The following is a 17,739-nucleotide window of genomic DNA, read 5'->3' on the forward strand; positions in this document are numbered from 1 at the left end:
GTCGCAAGTCGCAAGTCGCAAGTCGCAAGTCGCAAGTCGCAAGTCGCAAGTCGCAAGTCGCAAGTCGCAAGTCGCAAAGCAGGCGGTGTGGTAGGAGCGGCTTCAGCCGCGAATGAGCGTGGGCATTAGCGGTCGAAGCCGCGCTTGCAAAAACTCTACCCGGCCGTCAATCGATAAGCGCTGCGTTCCCGCGCTGGAGGCGGGAACGTGTCGGAGATGCTTACTTACTGCGGGTGACGTCGGCGAAGTTCAGCGGATCGGTGCTGGCGCGGCGGGCGTCGTCCACGCTGACCTGACGACGCTGGATGAGCTTCTTCAGGTCGTCGTTCATGCTGTGCGTGCCGGACGTCGGATCCTGGGTTTCCTGATCGATCAGGGTGCGGATGCCGGCGTAATTATGCGTGTTGATGAGTTGCGCCGCCTCGGGGGTCATGGTCAGGCATTCGGTGGCGAGGTGATAGGAATCCCCAGCCGTCGAGGGCAGCAGGGCCTGACAGATGACGCCGCGCAGCGCGTTGGACAGGGTCTGGGCTTGCGCTTCAGTGTTGCCGAGCAGGCGCAACATCTTCTGCAGGCCAAGCTCGGTAGAGCGCGCGTGCAGGGTGGCGAAGACCAGCGGGCCGGCTTCGGACAGGGCCAGCGCTTCCTGCGCGGTCTGGGCGTCGCGGATTTCGCCGATCAGGATCACGTCCGGGCGCTCGCGCAGGGCGTCCAGCGCGCCGAGATAATAGCTCTGCACATCGCCATCGGTGCCGACTTCACGCTGGGTGATGATGCTCTTGCGCTGCGGGATGAGGGTTTCGACCGGGTCTTCAATCGTGATGATGTGGCCGGCGCGGGTCTTGTTGATCTGGTCGAGCAGGGAGGCGATCGTGGTGGATTTGCCCTGGCAGGTGTCGCCGACAATCAGCACGAGGCCGCTGGAGAGCTTGGCAAAATCCTGCCCGCTCTGGCGCAGACCGAGCTGGCTCAGCGCCAGCGGTTCGGTCGGGAAACGGCGGATCACGCAGCCCAGACGCTTGCGCCCGTGGAAGGTGAAGCAATTGACGCGGATGCGTGCGCTGTACAGATCCTTGGCGCGGTCGAAGGCGCGATCCATGATGCGCTCTTCCCAATTGGGTTCGATGACCTCGAAGAATTCTTCCAGCTCCTGTCCGGTGACCGGGATGTCCGACACGGCGACCAGGCGCTTGGGCTGGCGCAGCATCAGCGGGCTGTTCTGGTGAATGATGATGTCGCTGAAGATGATGTTGGAACTGAGCAGGCTGAGGATCTGCTCGATCAGCGTTCCGTTGCTGGGAAAGTCGCCACATTCGATGGCTGAGAGCGTTTCAATCAATGAGTATTGCGGCTGATCCATGGTGTTTTCCCCGGCGAATTGGTGTGCGCGTCAGGATGAACCCGGCCACTAGGGCCGACGCCTGACACGCTTTTTCTGAGCCGCAAGTATAAGGCGACCGCGCCGCTGGCAAAGGGGGCTGTGGGGGATTTGTGTGCGAGGGCGACGAATGGAGGAGGCGCCGTCAAAGGGGTTTGCGTGCCATTCTTTGGTGGTCTGCAAAGCCGCATCTGGCCTGCCTGCGCGGGCAGGGTGGCTGGAGATGGCCGCTGTGCTTGCCTTGGCAGGTTGGTTGCCTGTACAGGCCCGCTGCGTGAGGCTCTGCGGGCAGGGGTGTGAAAGGCTTGTCGTGACACTGTTGTGCGGTAGCGACAGGCTAAGTGTCTGATTTTGCAGAAACAGCTTGGTGGCTGCACTTGGGCTGTCGTTCGTCAGCGACAGCGGTTTGCGCGTTTTATTTTTCAAGCTGTTGATTTTTATAAATATTTTTGGATGGCACATGCCTTGCGATAGGTGTTGCACCTCGCGACTCACTGCGGGGCTCCCTCAATAAACGCAAGGAGAACACCATGTCCAATCAAGAATTTCGCAAAAACACGCGCGCCGTCCTCATCACCTCGGCGCTGTGCCTGCTGACCGGCCCTGCCCTGGCTGCCAGTCTGCTTGCCTTGAAGGAGGCTGACTTCAAAGCCCTGGACGTCAATCGCGATGGCTATATCGATGTGAAGGAGGCCGAGGCCATGCAGCAATTTGCCGATCTGCTGAAGGCTGCCGACAAGGATCGCGACGGCCGATTGTCCGAGGCCGAGTTCCTTGCCTCAAACAAAGGAGGCGAAGCGCCGCGTCGTTAAGCACTGCTCGCGGTGTTTGTAGTGGTGCCGCTTGCGACGGCGTTCTGCTGCAGCCACATTGAAAATTGAATAAAGCGAAGCCCGGAATTCCATATGGAATTCCGGGCTTCATTGCGTTTCGTAAGTCTGGATGCCGCACTGTGGTATGGGGTCTGAAGAGGCGCGTTCAGTTTGGCTCTTGCGGCAGGCCGGCTGGAGAGTCAAGACCGGCGAGGCTGTGCGGAGGGTGTTACTCAGCACTCAGTCCTCAGCACTATTTCTAAATCAGATCCGCATTGATCACGGTCTTGAGTACGGTCTGCAGTTCGCCTTCACGCTCGCGCAGCTGGAACCACCATAGCGAGCCCTTTTTGAAGGAGAGCCCACCGCTTTCGTCGCGCAGCAGGATCGAGGCGACTTCGCCCAGCGTCGGCTGGTGGCCGACCACCAGCACAGCGCCGCCGGCATCGGGCCAGCCGGCCGCATCCAGCAGGGTTTGCGGGGTGGCATCCAGGCCTACGGCCGGACAGATTTCATAGCTGTGGCCCCAGGCTTCGGCAGTTTGGCGCGTGCGTGTGGCGGGGCTGACGAGGATGCGCAGATCGGCTGGTGCGTGCTGATCCAGCCAGCTGGCCATGCGTTGGGATTGTTTCAGGCCGCGCGGGGTGAGGGTGCGCGTGTGGTCCGGGCTGCCTTCGGCGGCATCGGCGTGTCGCCACAACAATAGATCCAAGTGCTTCTCCTGATGCTCGGTCGGTCGGGGTGTCTCGCGCACGCTCATGCGCGCCAGTGTTTCTGTTTCAGCAGTTCGGCGCAGCGCGGCAGGATACGTCGGCGAAGTTTCAGACTTGTTGCAGCATGCCAGCCGGCGACGAAGGCGACGGCCTCGCGCAGTGTCGGGTCTTCGCTGGCCCAGTCGGCAAGGCGTGGCAGGGCTTCGGCCAGATCGTGCAAACGGCCCAGTTCTGACAGCCGGCAACCCAGTTCGGCCAGTGCGCGCTCATGTGCCTTGGCGGGGAAAATCGGGGCGAAGGTTTCGGCGGCGTGGCGCAGGCGTTTCAGGGCAATCCGCAGCGCGTGGAGATTTTCGGCGCTGCGCTCCGCTTTGGCTTTGGCGAAGCAGCGGCAGGCATGTTTGTGCTGGGCATGCAGCGCCTGCGTGGCCAGATCAGCAAGCGCCGGTTGAGTCGTTTGGGTGGGCAGTGCGTGCAGGGCGCGACTCAGCGACAGCAGCACAACGCCCGCACCGGCCGCGCCGAGTCGCGCTTTGACGGCTGCGGTGGCGGCCGCAGCTGCGCTCTGGGCACGTGAGCGCAAGGCGGGCAGGCGCTGATCGCTGTCGCCCTCGCTGGCGGCGTCGAGCACCTCTGTGCAGAGCACGCTCAGTTCGCGGGCTTCGGCGAAACTGTTGGCTTCAGCGGCCAGCGCGGCCTGCCAGTGACTGACGAAATCGGCCGGCAATACCGGCGTGAACAGCCGGATCAGGCTGCGCAGGCGACGCAGGGACAGACGCAGCTGATGAACAAATTCAGGATCATCGGATTCAATGGCCGCGTGCTGATTGGCGGCCCATGCGGTGATGGTCTGAAAAGCCGCGCCCACAAAGGCTTGCAGAGGGGCTGCCTGCAGATCAAGGCGGGGCGCGGCTGGGCGGGCAGGCTTGATGGACTCGTTGCGAAACAGCGCATAACCGCGCGCGGCCTTGCTTGGGTCGTAGGGCAGCAGCGGCAGGCTGGTGGCCAATTCGCTCGCAATCGCCAGCAAGTCGTCGGCGCAGCCGGTTTCCAGCTCCAGTTCCAGTTCGCTGATCGGCTCCACGCGGCCATTTGCGCTGATCTCGCCGCTGTCGATCATTACCTGAATGCGCACGCCCTCGCGCGGCGTCAGCAGCAGGGTTTCGCGGCGGAAGTTGGTGGTAAATAACGGCACGATCCTGTGCGCATGTTTTTCCAGCAGACGGCGCGGCGCAGGCGCATCGATGGCCGAGAAGTCGAAGCTGCCGTTGAAGGCCTGCTCCCATTCCGGACGCGAGGACAAGCCGCCCAGCGACTCGGCCGCACACTTGACCGTCTGCAGCCACAGCTTGCCGGCCTTGCGTGTGCGTAGCGCCACGCGCCTGGCGGAGAGCGCCATCTCCGGCGTGTCGAAATAGGTGTTGATCAGGGTTTGCGCCCGCCCGATGCGCTTGGCGTTGGCCAGCAGAGGATGGCGCAGGATTGCAGCGCGGGCCGCAGGCGGGAAGGCCAGCTTGAGTTCGATTTCGTTAGCCATTACTCAGCCACCCAATGCCCGGACTTGCCGCCTTCTTTTTCCAGCAGGCGGATGGATTCGATCACCATGCCGCGATCCACCGCCTTGGCCATGTCATAGATGGTCAGCAGGGCCACGCTGGCGGCGGTCAGGGCTTCCATTTCGACGCCGGTGCGGCCGACGGTTTCGGCGGTGACGCTGCAGTCGATGCTGCTGGCGGCTGCGTCAATCGTGAATTCGACGGCCACGCGGGTCAGGGCAATCGGGTGGCACAGCGGGATCAGATCGGCCGCGCGCTTGCTCCCCTGAATCGCGGCGATGCGCGCGATGCCCAGCACGTCGCCTTTTTTGGCGTTGCCGGCCTGGATCATGGCCAGGGTGGCCGGCAGCATGCGGATGCGCCCGCAGGCAATAGCCCGGCGGGTGGTTTCGGCTTTGGCGCTGACATCGACCATATGGGCCTGGCCTTGAGCGTCGAAATGGGTGAGGGAGGAATTCATGGCGGTGGCTTTACCTGATTTTGCGGCCTGTACATGCGCGGCACGTTTGAACGATTCCTTGCGGGCAGTATCATAGCCCGATGCAGAAAATTCATTTCATGAATCCCGGTGTGCTGTGCTGGGCCCAATGGCGGCGCTGGCTGGTGCGGGCGCTGATTCCCGTGTTGCTGATTCAATCGGTTGCGGCGCAATTACCCGCGCCATCGTCGACGCCATTGCCCGATCTGGGGGATCCGGCTCAGGCGTCGCTGACGCCCGCGCAGGAGAGGCGGATTGCCGAGGAGATCATGCGGGAAGTGCGCTTTCGCGAGCCAACTTATCTGAATGATCCAGAGGTGGAGGAGTATCTCGCCTGGCTGGGCAAGAAACTGGTCGCCGGTGGCGTGCCACAGAATCAGGATTATCAGTTCTTTGTGTTGCGCGATCCGACGATCAATGCCTTTGCCATGCCGGGCGGAGTGATCGGCGTGCATACCGGGCTGATCGTCACCTCGCAGGGCGAGTCGGAATTGGCCGGCGTGCTGGCGCATGAAATCGGCCATGTCGAGCAACACCACATGGCGCGCATGCTTTCGCGTCAGGGCAATACGACGGCCTTGCTGCTGGCCTCGATCCTTGTCGCCGTGCTGGCCGGGCGCAGTAATCCGAACGTGGCAGGCGCCGTGCTGGCCGGTGGGCAAGCGGCGGCGATCCAGAATCAGCTCAATTATTCGCGTGATTACGAACGCGAGGCGGACCGCGTCGGCCTGCAGATCCTCAGTGGCAGCGGGCTTGATCCGCAGGGCATGCCGGATTTCTTCGAGCGCATGTATCAGCACACGCGGGTGGTTGAAAACAATGCGCCGGCCTATCTGCGCACGCACCCGCTGACGCAGGACCGGATCTCGGATATCAGTGGCCGTGTGCGTCAGATCGGCGCGAAGCCGCAGCCCAATTCAGTGGATTACGTGCTGGTGCGCGCCAAGATCGAAGCCCAGCAATTCGGGGCGCAGACGGCGATTGCGCGCTTCACGGCGCGTCCGGGCAAGACTCAGGCCGAGCAGGCCTCGCGCTGGTATGGGCTGACTCAGGCTTATCTGGCGGATCACCAGTTTGTCGAGGCGCGCAAGGCGCTGGCGGCCCTGCAAGCGCTCAAGCTCGATTCGTCGATGCCATCGATGCTGGCCGCCGACCTGGCCGCCGCCGAGGGCCTGCCCGCTGAGGCCGCACAGATCTGCCATGCGGCAATTGCCAGATACCCGGCACGTCAATCCCTCGTATACTGCGAGGCTGAATTCTGGCTGGCGGCGGGGCAGGCAGAAAATGCGCTCAAGGCAGTGGATGGACCGTCGCGCTATAACCGGCAGGATTACCGGCTTTACCTTTTGCAGGCCAAGGCCAATACGGCGCTGGGCCGCACTACGCTGGCGCATCGGGCGCTGGGTGAGGCTTACATGCTGCAGGGCGATCTGGGGGCTGCGATTGATCAATTGGAACTTGCCCAGCGCAGCGGGGGCGGTGACTACATCGAGCAGGCATCGATTGACGCCCGCCTGCGCGAACTGCGCAGCTATCTGAAGGCTGAAATCAAGGAAAGGGAGCGCTGAGGCGCGTAAAAAAAATGGGAGACATGAGAATGGAATATTCCGATACGGAGCTCGATGTGCGCGGCCTGAAGTGCCCGCTGCCCATCCTGCGCACCAAGAAGGCCCTGGCAGGGATGGCGTCCGGTCAGGTGCTCAAGGTGCTGGCCACCGACCCGAGTGCGGTGAAGGATTTCGATGCGTTCGCGCGTCAGACCGGTCATGAGATGATCAGCTCCAGTACCGGCGAAGGCGAGGATCTCGTGTTCCTGCTACGTCGTAAATAAGGCGACCCCATTGGCACTTCGCGCAACCGTCTTCAAGGCGGAGATCGGCATTGCCGATCTCGACCGCCATTACTACCAGGACCACAACCTGATTCTGGCCCGCCACCCCTCCGAAAACGACGAGCGCATGATGGTGCGCCTGCTTGCTTTCGTCCTCAACGCTTCGGAATCCCTCGAATTCGGCCGCGGTATTTCCACCGACGATGAACCTGCGCTGTGGGATCGCGACCTCACCGGCTCCGTCCAGCACTGGATCGAAGTGGGTCAGCCCGATGAACGCCTGATCCGCCGCGCCTGCGGCAAGGCTGACAAGGTCACCGTGTATGCCTTCGGGCGTGGCGTCGATCAATGGTGGCTGACGAATTCGAAAGCGCTGGGCAAGCAGGACAAGCTGCAAGTCTGGCGTGTCTCGCCGCAGGAGTGCGCCGACATGGCCAAGCTCGCCGAGCGCGGCATGAAATTGCAATGCACGATTCAGGATGGCCACGTGATGGTCGCCGCCGATAGCGACACCTTGCAGATCGAGCCGCAGCGCCTGACCGTGGAGCGCTGAGATGGATATTGCGGTTCTCATCGCCCTGGCCTTGTTGATTGTTGTCGTGCTGTGGCTCGGCTTGCGTCTGAGCCAGCAGGCCAGCGCTCAGCAAGCGCAGGCCGATGTGCTGCTGCAGCGCATGGAAGCTGCGCAAGCGGGCGGCCACCGCGCCATGCTCAACGATCTGGCCGTCGGGCTGGATCGGCTGGGTGATCGCATGACCACGGCGCAGCTTGAGAGCGCCGAGCGCCAGCGGGCGCTGGTGGATACCGAGTTGCGTGCCACGCGCGAAGCCATGCAGGCGCTGCATCTGGCCATGCAGGTCTTGATTACGGAGCAGGGCACGGCCACCGCCACACGCCTGACCGAACTGGCGACGACGCTCTTGCAGCGTCAGGAGCAGCTCAAGACCGAGATGCTTTCGCAGACGCTGGAAAAGCTTGCCGAGGCTGCGCGGGCGGATCGCGAGCTATTGCAGGAGGGCTTGCGCAAGGCCTTCTTGCAGCAGGCCGAAACCACCGAAACCTTGACGCGCACCATGAATGAACGCCTCGATGCGATTGCCGGCGTGGTCAATGTGCGTCTGGATGAAGGCTTCGCCAAGACCAACGAGACCTTCGTGAGCGTCGTGGCGCGTCTGGCCACCATTGACGAGGCGCAGAAGAAGATCGGCGATCTGGCGGTGAATGTGGTCAGTCTGCAGGAGCTGCTGGGCGACAAGAAGGCGCGCGGCGCTTTCGGTGAAGTTCAGCTCGAAGCCCTGGTGCAGAACGCGCTGGCGCCGGATGCCTACGAATTCCAGTGCCAGCTCTCGTCAGGCGTGCGCGCCGACTGCGTGTTGAAGCTGCCCGAGCCGACCGGGCGCGTGGCGGTGGATTCCAAGTTCCCGCTGGAAAATTACCATCGCATGTTCGATGCCAGCCTCGGCGAGCTTGAACGCAAGGCCGCTGCGACGGTGTTCAAGCAGGACATCAAGCGCCACGTCGATGCGATTGCCAATAAATACATCGTGCCTGGCGAAACCGCCGATGGCGCAGTGATGTTCGTGCCGGCCGAAGCCGTGTTTGCCGAGATTCACGCCTACCATCCGGATCTGGTCAGCTACGCGCAGAACAAGCGCGTGTGGATCGTCTCGCCGACCACCCTGATGGCGGTGCTGAACACCGCGCGCGCGGTGCTCAAGGATGTCGAAACGCGCAAGCAGATTCACGTCATCAAGGACGCGCTGGGCAAACTCTCCAAGGACTTCGGCCTGTTCGACGTGCGCATGAAGAAGCTGGCCGATCACATCCGTCAGGCGCACGAGGACGCTCAGGACGTGCACATCTCCAGCCGCAAGATTTCCGGCCACTTCGAGAAGATCGAGAAGGTGCAGCTGGAAGAGGTCAGTGGCTTGCTGACGGCGGAACTGCCTGCGGCGGAGGACTGAGCTGCCGCCTGCGGTGGAGTGCAGAGTGGGTGTGCTTGAAGAGCCGCGCGGGGATTGGCTCTTCAGCCATCCTTGCTGCACAGGCAATCCCCGCGCGGTTCTGCGAGCAGGCTCAATAAAAACGATAATCGCTGCCGCGACTTGCGACTTGCGACTTGCGACTTGCGACTTGCGACTTGCGACTTGCGACTTGCGACTTGCGACTTGCGATCAGCCCACCGCTTGTTCGAACTCGCGTCGCCCGGCAGGCGTAGCCATGGCGACCAGTACGTGACCGGGATGGAGTTCGTAATCTTCCTGTGGATTGAATTGCCATTCCTTGCCGATGCGTACGGCTACCAGAATGTAGTCTGGGCTGCGCAGTTGCAGATCGCTCAGCGGGCGTGGCGTGAAATGCGCCGGTACGGTGATTTCTTCCATGCGGATCTTGTGCTCGGAGCGCAGCATTTCCTCCAGAAAACTCTGCACATGCGGGCGCACCATCATCGTCACGATGCGCATGCCGCCGGTGAAATCCGGCAGCACCACGTGATCGGCACCGGCTTTCTTGAGCTTTTCAACGTTGCGTAATTCGTGGCAGCGCGCCACCACGCGTATTTTCGGATTGAGCTGCTTGGCGGTGAGCGCAATCATCATGTTCTTGGCGTCGTCGTTGGAGACGGCAAACACGCCTTGCGCGCGCTCGATACCGGCGGAAACCAGTTCTTCATCGTCGGTGGCGTCGCCCGCTTGCCAGACCAGATTCTGATCGCGTTCGGCCTGTTCCAGCAGCATCTGCAGGTTCGGTTCGATGGCCACGAAGGGGCGACCCGTTGCACTGAGTTCGCTTCCCACGTTCTGGCCCACGCGACCGTAACCGCAGACGATGAAGTGATGTTCCAGACGATCGATTTTCTTGTTCATGCGGCGCCTCCGCAGGCTGAAGTCAAAATCACTTTCGAGGAAAAACACGGTCAGGCTGGTGAACAGAAAGGTCACTGCGCCGAAACCGGCAAAGGCGATCAGGCCGGCAAACAGGCGCGATCCGATGCCGGGCAGCGGCACGACTTCACCATAGCCCACCGTGGTGACGGTGATCAGGGTCATATACAGCGCGTCGGAGATGTTTGTCTGTGCCCCGCCAATTGCCAGAAATCCAAGTGTGCCGACGAAGGTCAGCAGCAGCAGAAGCAGGGCGGCGAAGACAATGCGTTTGAGGATGCGCGGCAATTGGCCGTGACGTGCCGGTGGGCGCACGCTGCGCTTGCGGCGGTGTTTGCGTCCGGCAAGCGGCCAGAAGCGGTGTTTCATCGTGGCGATCTCCGGGTTTGAAGTAAGGGAATTATGAGTATAGCGACCTGTGGGCGCCAGTCTGCAGCTGAACCGCCCGGATTGCCCCGGGCTGCTGTCCATGGGGCGGGCGCCTGTGGCATCCTTGCGAACATGAATAAAGCTTTCACCAAAGAGAGTGACGACGAGGATGAAGACGACGTCGCTGCGGCGCCCTCGCTGCCACCGGGCAGCAAGTACTACATCACGCGGCGTGGTTTTGTGCGCATGAAGGAGGAACTCGACCATCTGCTGCGCGTTGATCGCCCAGAAGTGGTGTCTGTTGTGTCCTGGGCTGCGTCAAATGGCGACCGCTCCGAGAATGGCGATTACATCTACGGCAAGCGGCGCCTGCGCGAGATTGACCGGCGCATCCGCTTTTTGATCAAGCGTCTGGAGTCTGCGACGGTTGTTGACCCCGAAGCGCAGGAGAACCTTGAACAGGTGTTCTTCGGCGCGACTGTCACGGTTTGCGATCAGGAGGGGGCGGAGTTCAGTTACCAGATCGTCGGTGTGGATGAAGTGGACGCCAGTCACGGTTTGATCAGCTGGATTTCACCGCTGGCCAAGGCGCTGCTCAAGGCGCGTGAGGGCGATACGATCCGCTTTGCCAGTCCCGGCGGCATGCGCGAGCTGGATATTCTTGAGATCAGATATGTCTGACTGCTAGCGGCGGAGTGCTGAGCTTGCTGCCTGCGGCAGAGTGCTGAGCAATGAGTGCTGAGCAATGAGTGCTGAGGACTGAGTGGGCATGCTTGAAGAGCCTCATCCAGCAAGCTTCTTCTGGCTGGTGTGTTGCAGAGGTAATGCGGGTGAGGATCTTCGGATATATGTGTTGAAGAGGCTTGACCGGCGCGGCTCTCAGGACACCCTGCCTACGCACTCAGCACTCAGCACTCAGCACTCAGCACTCAGCACTCAGCACTCAGCACTCAGCACTCAGCACTGCGCCGCAGGCGCAGGCGCATTACTTCTTTCTGCGCCGGATTACTTTGGCGCGTAGCGGCAGCAGGAAGATGAAGCGCGCGCCTTCGTCAGTGTTGGCTTCGGCCCAGATGCTGCCGCCGTGGCGCTCTATAATGCGGCGTACGGAGGCGAGACCGATGCCCGTGCCGCCAAACCCTTGATTGACGTGTAGCTGCTGGAAGGGCTGGAACAGGCGTTTGGCGTGGGCCATGTCAAAGCCGATGCCGTTGTCGGAGAGGGTGAAACGCAGAAACTCACCTTCTTCCTGCGCAGTGAGGCTGATCGTGGCGGGTCGTTTGGCTCGGGTGAATTTCCAGGCGTTGTGCAGCAGGTTGGAGAGCGCATTGCGCAGCAGGGCTTCGTCGCCTTCTGCATGCATCTCCGGCTGGGCATCAAAGATTACTTCGCGCCCGGGGCTGCTGATGCGCAGGTCGTCGATGATTTCCTGTGCCATGGTGGATAGATCCACCTTGCGGATGGTCAGCGGTGCTCTTGAGACATTGGCCAGACTCAGCAGTTCGTCGATCAACTCGCCCATGCGCACGCTGGCGCGGTAAATGCGATCCAGATAGTCGCGGCCCTGAGCGTCGAATTTGTCACCGTAGTCTTCCTTTAATGCGTGGGCGAAGCCGTTGATGGCACGCAGCGGGGCGCGCAGATCGTGCGAGATGGAGTAGCTGAAAGCGATCAGCTCGCGGTTGGATTGTTCCAGTTCGGCTGTGCGGCGTCCGACGCGGGCTTCCAGATTGGCATTGAGTCGACCGAGGACGGTACGCGCTTGTTCATGTCGTCGGGCGTCAGCATGAATACGCCAGGCGAGCAGGGCAAGCAGGATACTCAGGGCGGTGACGCCCCATACCAAGCGCTGCTTCATGGCGAGAAATCCGGCGCGGGCTACATCGGTGGGACGCGAGACGACGGCGATCAGGGGCAGGTCACGGAGCAGGCGAAATACGCCGATGTGACGGCTGTCGCCAAACTGGTAAGTCGTTTCGAAGCTGACTGCATTGCGATCACGGGACGCCTGGATGAGCAGACTGGCAAAGTCGGGCGGGGCATCGTTGGCTTCAGCAGGAAAATGCAGCAGAAGCTGGCCGTTGAGGCTGAGCAGGCTGAAGCGGTCTTGTGGCGTGAGTTGGGTTTCACGGAAAAAATCGCTGAAATCTTCAGTCGCCAAGAGCGTGAATACGCTGCCGAGGACTTGACCTTGCGCATCGCGTGCACCTTGTTCGATCGGAATGAACCAGTGGCCGCTGGTGTCAACGCTGGGAGGATGAATGAAGGTCCGTGAATCCGAGTTCTGGCGCCAGTAGGCAAGAGAGGGCGGCGGCAAGTTGAGCTTGCGGGCGCTGCCGCGTTGTCGCACGCTGATCAGCTCCACGCCTGCGGCATTGTAGGCAGCGAACAAGCGCAGTTGCGGGGTGCGCAGCATGTGTTCGGTGGCTTGCTCGTGCAGACGCCTGACTTGCTGGCGGGCGTCGGCCGTGCTGAAGGCAAGCAGGGCGGCCATCTCGTTCAGGGCGCTGTTGGCTTGGTTGAAGGTATGCGAGACGTGTTCGTTCTGGGCGCGGGCGAGGCTGGTGAGCTCGATTTCCTGAATGCGTTGCTGGCGCACCCAGTCCTGTGTGATTAGCGTCCAGGCACTGATGATGATGAGTGCCATGATCAGCAGATAGACGCCAATCACGGTCAGGCCCGAGCGGCTGATCGCCGCGCTGGGGGCCGGGTGGGGCTCTGCTGCGCGCTGTGGATCCGGATCGGACTGGATGGTGTGCAAAAGCGGGACCTGTATTGGCGTGATTGGGTGTGGCAATCCAGTGTGAGGGCGGGCTTGAAATTGCGTCAAGCGCCTCAATATCGAGGAATGTTAACAAAAGCCTTACCGGAGGATACCAAGCATGACTGAACGGGCAGCATTCGCCGCGGAAAAACGCGGCTTCCAGGCAGAAGTGAAGCAACTGCTTCACCTGATGATTCACTCGCTGTATTCAAATCGCGAGATTTTCTTGCGTGAGCTGGTTTCAAACGCATCAGACGCTTGCGACAAGCTGCGTTTCGAAGCGCTGGATAACGCCGCTTTGTTCGAGACCGATTCCGATCTGAAGATTCGCGTGGCTTTCGATAAGGCCTCGCGTACGCTGACGATTTCGGACAACGGCATCGGCATGAGCCGTGAAGAGGCGATCAACCACCTTGGCACCATCGCCAAGTCGGGTACCAAGGAATTTTTCTCGCGCCTGTCGGGCGATCAGCAGAAGGATGCGAGCCTGATTGGCCAGTTCGGCGTGGGTTTCTATTCCGCATTCATCGTTGCCGACAAGGTGACTGTGCTGACGCGTCGTGCCGGTGATGCTGCTGAAGCCGGCGTGAAATGGGAATGCTCGATGGCCGGTGACGAAGCCGGTGAATACAGCGTGGAGCCTTACGCCAAGGCGTTGCGCGGCACGGACATCATCCTGCATCTGCGCGAAGGTGAAGACGACCTGCTCTCTGGTTACAAGCTGCGCTCGATCCTGCGCAAGTATTCGGACCATATCGTCCAGCCCATCCTGATGCAGAAGGAAGAATGGGATGCGGAAAAGGCCGAGAACGTTTTCAAGGACGAAGACGAGACCATCAATCAGGCCAATGCACTGTGGGCGCGCAGCAAGAACGACATTACGGACGACGAGTACAAGGCGTTCTACAAGCACGTCTCGCACGACTTCGAAGATCCGATGGCGTGGACGCATGCCCGCGTCGAAGGCCGTCAGGAATATACGCAGCTGCTTTACATCCCGAAGCGCGCGCCGTTTGACCTGTGGGATCGCAATCCGCATCACGGCTTGAAGCTCTACGTGCGTCGCGTCTTCATCATGGACGACGCTGAGAAGTTGCTGCCACATTACCTGCGCTTCGTGCGCGGGGTGGTCGATTCGGCCGATCTGCCGCTGAATATCTCGCGTGAAATCCTGCAGGAGAGCAAGGACGTCGACACCATTCGCGGTGGCTGTGCCAAGCGCATTCTGAGCCTGCTGGAAGATCTGGCCGAGAACCGCAAGGAAGACTACGCGGCGTTCTGGAGCGAGTTCGGTCGGGTGCTCAAGGAAGGCCTGGGCGAAGACATGGCGAATAAGGATAAGCTCGCCGGCCTGATGCGCTTTGCCTCGACACACCTTGATTCGGCAGAAGAAAGCACTTCCTTCAAGGACTATATCAGCCGCATGAAGGAAGGTCAGGAGAAGGTTTACTACGTGACGGCCGAGAGCTTCAACGCCGCCAAGAACAGCCCGCATCTGGAAGTTTTCCGCAAGAAGGGCATCGAAGTACTGCTGCTGTCTGATCGCGTGGATGAATGGGCAATCAGCCAGCTGACCGAGTTCGACGGCAAGCAGGTCGTGTCGGTGGCCAAGGGCGGTCTGGATCTGGGCGCGCTGGAAAATGAGGAAGAGAAGAAGAAGGTTGAGGAACAGGCTGAAGAGTTCAAACCGCTGCTGGAGAAGCTGAAGACGTCGCTGGGTGAGCGCGTCAAGGATGTGCGCGTGACGCATCGCCTGACCGACAGCCCGGCGTGTCTGGTGGTCGATGAGCACGAAATGGGCGCCAATCTGGCCCGTTTGCTCAAGGCTGCTGGGCAGAACATGCCGACGGCAGCGCCAATCCTCGAAATCAATCCTGGCCACCCGATGCTGACGCGTTTGAAGACCGAGGACACGAAGTTTGACGATTGGGCTGCGGTGCTCTTCGATCAGGCCTTGCTGGCTGAAGGCGGAACTCTGGATGATCCATCAACCTTCATCAAGCGCATGAACCAGCTGATGCTGGATATGGCGCGATGAGCGTGAAGTAAAGAGGTCTGTTGCAAAAGCCAAAGGCCGGTAAGCGGCCTTTGGCTTTTCAGAATCCGTACTCGGTGTGCCGTATGCACGGCCAGCGATCATTTGCGCCCCATTGCAATGCAGTGCGCGCCTCTTGTTTGCGCCCGAACGCATTCCGGAAATGCCTCTGAGCTATTTAAATTTTTTCGTAAAGCCACGACCCGCTTGGCTTCCGGAAGGTTCGGAAAATTCCTTCTTTGCGGTGCAGCATTCCTGGAGCAGAACTTGCATGCTGTGCACCAAGCCGTTCGCCCGGCCCGTGCAGCGTCCAGATGGTCAATCCGTGTTGAGCAGAGGGGAAAATCATGAGCAAGAGCATCTCATTCGATATCAGTTCCGATCATGGCTACAGCGCCGATGCGGAGATTGAACGACAGGAGTATCTGGACGAGACGCACGTAGATAGTTTCCAGTTTGGCGTTGGCCGTTTGATGGAGGCTGAGTTTGAGGTCAAGGATTGAGTGGGCATTTCGGCATGGGCTGATCCCTGCCATGAGAAAAGGCCGCTTCAACAGCGGCCTTTCTATTTTATTGACCTCTCTGGAGAGCCGCATTCAGCTCTCCTGTGCAGCATGCCTGCTTGTAGAGGCAGGCGCGGTGCGGCTCTTCAGCATCCCAATCCCACCAAAGTCGTGGAATAGGTGTTCTTAATAAAAACAGTAACTTGCGTTTATGTTTCTTGAGAGGCAGGTGTTACCAGTCGTCTTTCGCCTTGCTCTTGGCGACAGGCGCTTCGGTCACCGCAGCCGCCTTGCTTGAGCGGGTCGGAGCAGCTTTCGGGCTGGCCGGGGCGATCGTTGCTGCCGCGTCGTCGGCGGCCTTGCTGGCGCTGGCGAGCATCGATTCGCGAATTTGCAGCGCACCGGCCTGGATGTCGTCGAGCTTGATCTGCACGTTTTCCAGGGTGGCGTAGGAAACGGTAGGCGTGACCCGGTTGATCACCAGTTCGCAGCAGGCGTATTCCATGTTGCCCAGCGACTGGCCGGTTTGCGGATCTTTCAGCGCCTTGCCAAGCAGATACACGCGGTAGCGGCTGTTCGGCGCCATTGCGGCGCCGCCCTGACTGAGGACGACCTGATTGCCGGTGCGTTCGATGATCGAGATCGGGAAGCTGCGCAGCAGGATCGCTTCGGTGGCCTTCTTGACGATGTCGGCCTGCATGTTCGCCAGGGTCTTGTTGCCATCAATGCCGGCGCCCATGGTGCTGGGGCCGATTGACGGGGCACTACCTTGCAGGCTGCTCGATTGCTGGATCTGGCGGGTTGCGACATTGATCATGCGTTGCGAGACAGACCAGCCGCCGGAGTAGCTGACCAGATCGCGATCCGAGGTTTGTAGTTGGCGCACGTGCTTGTTGTAGGCCAGGGTGTTGATCTCGCCGATCCAGATCAGATCGGCACTGAGCGCTTGGCCGAGCTTGGCGATGTCGGTATTCACTGTTTGGCCCGAACCGATCATTGCCAGCTCGTCCTGAATCTCACCTTCGAATTGACGATCCAGCACGGTGAAGCGGCCGGTTTGTGCAAGTGCGTCGACGATTTGGCGGTGTAGGGGCTCAAGTACTTCGCTGGCAGGCACGTTACGGCCGCCGATATTGAAGCTGGCCTGCTTGCTGCGCAGCGGGGCGATCACGATCTTGATCTTGCCGGCATCCGCCGGGGCCTTGAACTTGGCGATTTTCGCTTCGATGTCGACCACGTAAGTGCCGCCATCCTTTGCGGGCGGCACGACGTTCAAGACTTTGAAAGACGAGACCAGTCCGCTGGATTGAGTAATGATCTGTTCGGCGAAAGCCTGACCTTGCAGCTGGGCCGTAGCTTTGGCGCTGTCGTGCCCCTGATCGGAGTAAACATCGATCTGGGCCGTGGCCTTGGCAATCACGTTGAGGTTGGCGCTGCTGGCATCAACGTTGACGCCATTGACCTGCATGACGGCTGTTTTCAGCGCGTCATTGACGGCAGCTCCGGGCATCATACCCATGCCTTTGGCCGTAACCGAAACATGTTCGACCTTGCCGACATCGGGTGTGTTCTGTCCGGTTGCCGGGGGCTGAGGGGCTGTAACCGGGGTGGGGACCGCAGGCGCTGGATCAGCGGGGGGTTTGTTGTTGCATGCGCTGAGCGCGGCGATCAGCAGTGCGGACAGAAGCAGGGTTTTCATGTCGGGATTTCCTGAGTCGGGAATGAAAAACGGGGCCCGACACATGTAGTCGCTGCCCCGTCCGGAATGGCTACGCCTGCACTTAGATCATGCTGGTAGCGTCGTTGGCTTCCTTGGGAACGGGAATGTTGTTGGTCTTGGCAAAATCAATGGAACTCTTCAGTGTGCCACCCAGTGCCTTGATCGAGTCAGGCAGGCTCTTGACGACAAACAGGGCCGAATTGGTCGAGCCGCCGATGGAGGTCGGGCTCGGCTTGAAGTTTTTGGCGTCGCCGCCCATGCCGACGTACTGGATGATGCCGCGAGCCAGATCGCCCATGCCATCACTGAACTGCTGCTTGCTCTTGGCATCCATCTCGACTTTTTTGTCCTTCATCTTGGCTTCGAGGGCCTTGCTGCTCTCGGTCTGTGTCTTGCTGGCTTCTTCCAACGAGTCCTTGGTGGCTCCTTCGGTCAGGTTCTTGCCTGCCAGTTCAGCCTTGTCGGCCTCATCCTTGAGACCCACAGCACGCAGCATTTTCACGTCAGCCTTGTTCACGTTCTTGGCGCCGCCCACATATTTATTGACGATCTGATCAGAGCTCACGCTCGCGCCAGCTGCATCACCGCCGATACCGGCTATTTTTCCCAGTCCACCGAATTGCGCACAAGCCATGCCTGAAGCTGCTGTCAAGGTCACGCCCATCACCACTGCCAGAAATTTCGTCTTCATTTGG

Annotated in this window: 16 protein-coding genes; 8 read left to right on the forward strand and 8 right to left on the reverse strand. The window is 60.6% G+C overall.

The annotated features are described in order from the left end of the window. Positions 1 to 220: 220 nt before the first annotated feature. The gene (locus ABXR19_RS15060; RefSeq protein WP_354601964.1) at positions 221 to 1,360 is read right to left on the reverse strand and encodes a type IV pilus twitching motility protein PilT; all 1,140 of its coding nucleotides are present in this window, start codon (positions 1,358 to 1,360) and stop codon (positions 221 to 223) included. 548 nt (positions 1,361 to 1,908) lie between these two features. On the opposite strand from ABXR19_RS15060, the gene ABXR19_RS15065 reads away from it, so the two are divergent. Continuing rightward, entirely contained in the window at positions 1,909 to 2,190 is a 282-nt protein-coding gene (locus ABXR19_RS15065; RefSeq protein WP_354601965.1) for an EF-hand domain-containing protein, read from the forward strand. 259 nt (positions 2,191 to 2,449) lie between these two features. Here ABXR19_RS15065 and ABXR19_RS15070 read toward each other — a convergent pair whose 3' ends face one another. The 3 genes from ABXR19_RS15070 to moaC are packed head-to-tail and all read right to left on the reverse strand — an operon-like array spanning position 2,450 to position 4,919. Continuing rightward, positions 2,450 to 2,902 (reverse strand): SixA phosphatase family protein, encoded by a 453-nt coding sequence (locus ABXR19_RS15070; RefSeq protein ID WP_354601966.1) that lies wholly within the window; start codon positions 2,900 to 2,902, stop codon positions 2,450 to 2,452. A gap of 44 nt (positions 2,903 to 2,946) precedes the next feature. After that, positions 2,947 to 4,440, reverse strand: coding sequence for a CYTH and CHAD domain-containing protein (locus ABXR19_RS15075; RefSeq protein WP_354601967.1), 1,494 nt, complete (start codon positions 4,438 to 4,440; stop codon positions 2,947 to 2,949). Beyond that, the gene (moaC, locus tag ABXR19_RS15080) at positions 4,440 to 4,919 is read right to left on the reverse strand and encodes a cyclic pyranopterin monophosphate synthase MoaC (RefSeq protein ID WP_354601968.1); all 480 of its coding nucleotides are present in this window, start codon (positions 4,917 to 4,919) and stop codon (positions 4,440 to 4,442) included. Before moaC ends, ABXR19_RS15075 begins: the two co-directional genes overlap by 1 nt. Positions 4,920 to 4,999: 80 nt before the next feature. Here moaC and ABXR19_RS15085 point away from each other — a divergent pair, with 80 nt between their 5' ends. From ABXR19_RS15085 to ABXR19_RS15100, 4 genes are read left to right on the forward strand one after another with little or no spacing between them, the layout of a single operon-like run. Then, entirely contained in the window at positions 5,000 to 6,505 is a 1,506-nt protein-coding gene (locus tag ABXR19_RS15085) for a beta-barrel assembly-enhancing protease (RefSeq protein ID WP_354601969.1), read from the forward strand. A gap of 29 nt (positions 6,506 to 6,534) precedes the next feature. Then, complete coding sequence (locus ABXR19_RS15090) at positions 6,535 to 6,768, forward strand: sulfurtransferase TusA family protein (protein ID WP_354601970.1); 234 nt, start codon at positions 6,535 to 6,537, stop codon at positions 6,766 to 6,768. A gap of 10 nt (positions 6,769 to 6,778) precedes the next feature. Further along, the gene (locus tag ABXR19_RS15095; protein WP_354601971.1) at positions 6,779 to 7,321 is read left to right on the forward strand and encodes a YaeQ family protein; all 543 of its coding nucleotides are present in this window, start codon (positions 6,779 to 6,781) and stop codon (positions 7,319 to 7,321) included. Between the two features lies 1 nt (position 7,322). Next, the gene (locus tag ABXR19_RS15100) at positions 7,323 to 8,732 is read left to right on the forward strand and encodes a DNA recombination protein RmuC (RefSeq protein WP_354601972.1); all 1,410 of its coding nucleotides are present in this window, start codon (positions 7,323 to 7,325) and stop codon (positions 8,730 to 8,732) included. Positions 8,733 to 8,942: 210 nt separating this feature from the next. On the opposite strand, the gene ABXR19_RS15105 is transcribed toward ABXR19_RS15100, so the two are convergent. Next, entirely contained in the window at positions 8,943 to 10,022 is a 1,080-nt protein-coding gene (locus ABXR19_RS15105) for a potassium channel family protein (protein WP_354601973.1), read from the reverse strand. A gap of 132 nt (positions 10,023 to 10,154) precedes the next feature. Between ABXR19_RS15105 and greB the strand changes: the two genes are divergently transcribed. Next, on the forward strand, positions 10,155 to 10,703 hold the full coding sequence (greB, locus tag ABXR19_RS15110) for a transcription elongation factor GreB (RefSeq protein ID WP_354601974.1): 549 nt from the start codon (positions 10,155 to 10,157) through the stop codon (positions 10,701 to 10,703). Between the two features lie 304 nt (positions 10,704 to 11,007). Here greB and ABXR19_RS15115 read toward each other — a convergent pair whose 3' ends face one another. Beyond that, on the reverse strand, positions 11,008 to 12,783 hold the full coding sequence (locus tag ABXR19_RS15115) for a sensor histidine kinase (RefSeq protein WP_354601975.1): 1,776 nt from the start codon (positions 12,781 to 12,783) through the stop codon (positions 11,008 to 11,010). A 121-nt stretch (positions 12,784 to 12,904) separates the two neighbouring features. On the opposite strand from ABXR19_RS15115, the gene htpG reads away from it, so the two are divergent. After that, positions 12,905 to 14,824 carry a molecular chaperone HtpG gene (htpG, locus tag ABXR19_RS15120; protein WP_354601976.1) on the forward strand — a complete coding sequence of 640 codons (1,920 nt, stop codon included), beginning with the start codon at positions 12,905 to 12,907 and terminating at the stop codon, positions 14,822 to 14,824. A 344-nt stretch (positions 14,825 to 15,168) separates the two neighbouring features. After that, complete coding sequence (locus tag ABXR19_RS15125) at positions 15,169 to 15,324, forward strand: hypothetical protein (protein ID WP_354601977.1); 156 nt, start codon at positions 15,169 to 15,171, stop codon at positions 15,322 to 15,324. Between the two features lie 232 nt (positions 15,325 to 15,556). Here the strand turns inward: ABXR19_RS15125 and ABXR19_RS15130 are convergent, their stop codons facing one another. Continuing rightward, entirely contained in the window at positions 15,557 to 17,023 is a 1,467-nt protein-coding gene (locus ABXR19_RS15130) for a CsgG/HfaB family protein (RefSeq protein ID WP_354601978.1), read from the reverse strand. 82 nt (positions 17,024 to 17,105) lie between these two features. Then, entirely contained in the window at positions 17,106 to 17,735 is a 630-nt protein-coding gene (locus tag ABXR19_RS15135; RefSeq protein WP_354601979.1) for a hypothetical protein, read from the reverse strand. Positions 17,736 to 17,739 lie beyond the last annotated feature (4 nt).

The organism is Uliginosibacterium flavum (assembly GCF_040566545.1).
Classification (GTDB): Bacteria; Pseudomonadota; Gammaproteobacteria; order Burkholderiales; family Rhodocyclaceae; genus Uliginosibacterium; species Uliginosibacterium flavum.

Coding starts and splice junctions, on each gene's coding strand:
- ABXR19_RS15075 (WP_354601967.1), bottom strand. CDS start 4,440: ATGGCTAACGAAATCGAACTCAAGCTGGCCTTCCCGCCTGCGGCCCGC.
- ABXR19_RS15125 (WP_354601977.1), top strand. CDS start 15,169: ATGAGCAAGAGCATCTCATTCGATATCAGTTCCGATCATGGCTACAGC.
- ABXR19_RS15060 (WP_354601964.1), bottom strand. CDS start 1,360: ATGGATCAGCCGCAATACTCATTGATTGAAACGCTCTCAGCCATCGAA.
- ABXR19_RS15085 (WP_354601969.1), top strand. CDS start 5,000: ATGCAGAAAATTCATTTCATGAATCCCGGTGTGCTGTGCTGGGCCCAA.
- ABXR19_RS15130 (WP_354601978.1), bottom strand. CDS start 17,023: ATGAAAACCCTGCTTCTGTCCGCACTGCTGATCGCCGCGCTCAGCGCA.
- ABXR19_RS15105 (WP_354601973.1), bottom strand. CDS start 10,022: ATGAAACACCGCTTCTGGCCGCTTGCCGGACGCAAACACCGCCGCAAG.
- htpG (WP_354601976.1), top strand. CDS start 12,905: ATGACTGAACGGGCAGCATTCGCCGCGGAAAAACGCGGCTTCCAGGCA.
- ABXR19_RS15135 (WP_354601979.1), bottom strand. CDS start 17,735: ATGAAGACGAAATTTCTGGCAGTGGTGATGGGCGTGACCTTGACAGCA.
- ABXR19_RS15065 (WP_354601965.1), top strand. CDS start 1,909: ATGTCCAATCAAGAATTTCGCAAAAACACGCGCGCCGTCCTCATCACC.
- greB (WP_354601974.1), top strand. CDS start 10,155: ATGAATAAAGCTTTCACCAAAGAGAGTGACGACGAGGATGAAGACGAC.
- moaC (WP_354601968.1), bottom strand. CDS start 4,919: ATGAATTCCTCCCTCACCCATTTCGACGCTCAAGGCCAGGCCCATATG.
- ABXR19_RS15100 (WP_354601972.1), top strand. CDS start 7,323: ATGGATATTGCGGTTCTCATCGCCCTGGCCTTGTTGATTGTTGTCGTG.
- ABXR19_RS15090 (WP_354601970.1), top strand. CDS start 6,535: ATGGAATATTCCGATACGGAGCTCGATGTGCGCGGCCTGAAGTGCCCG.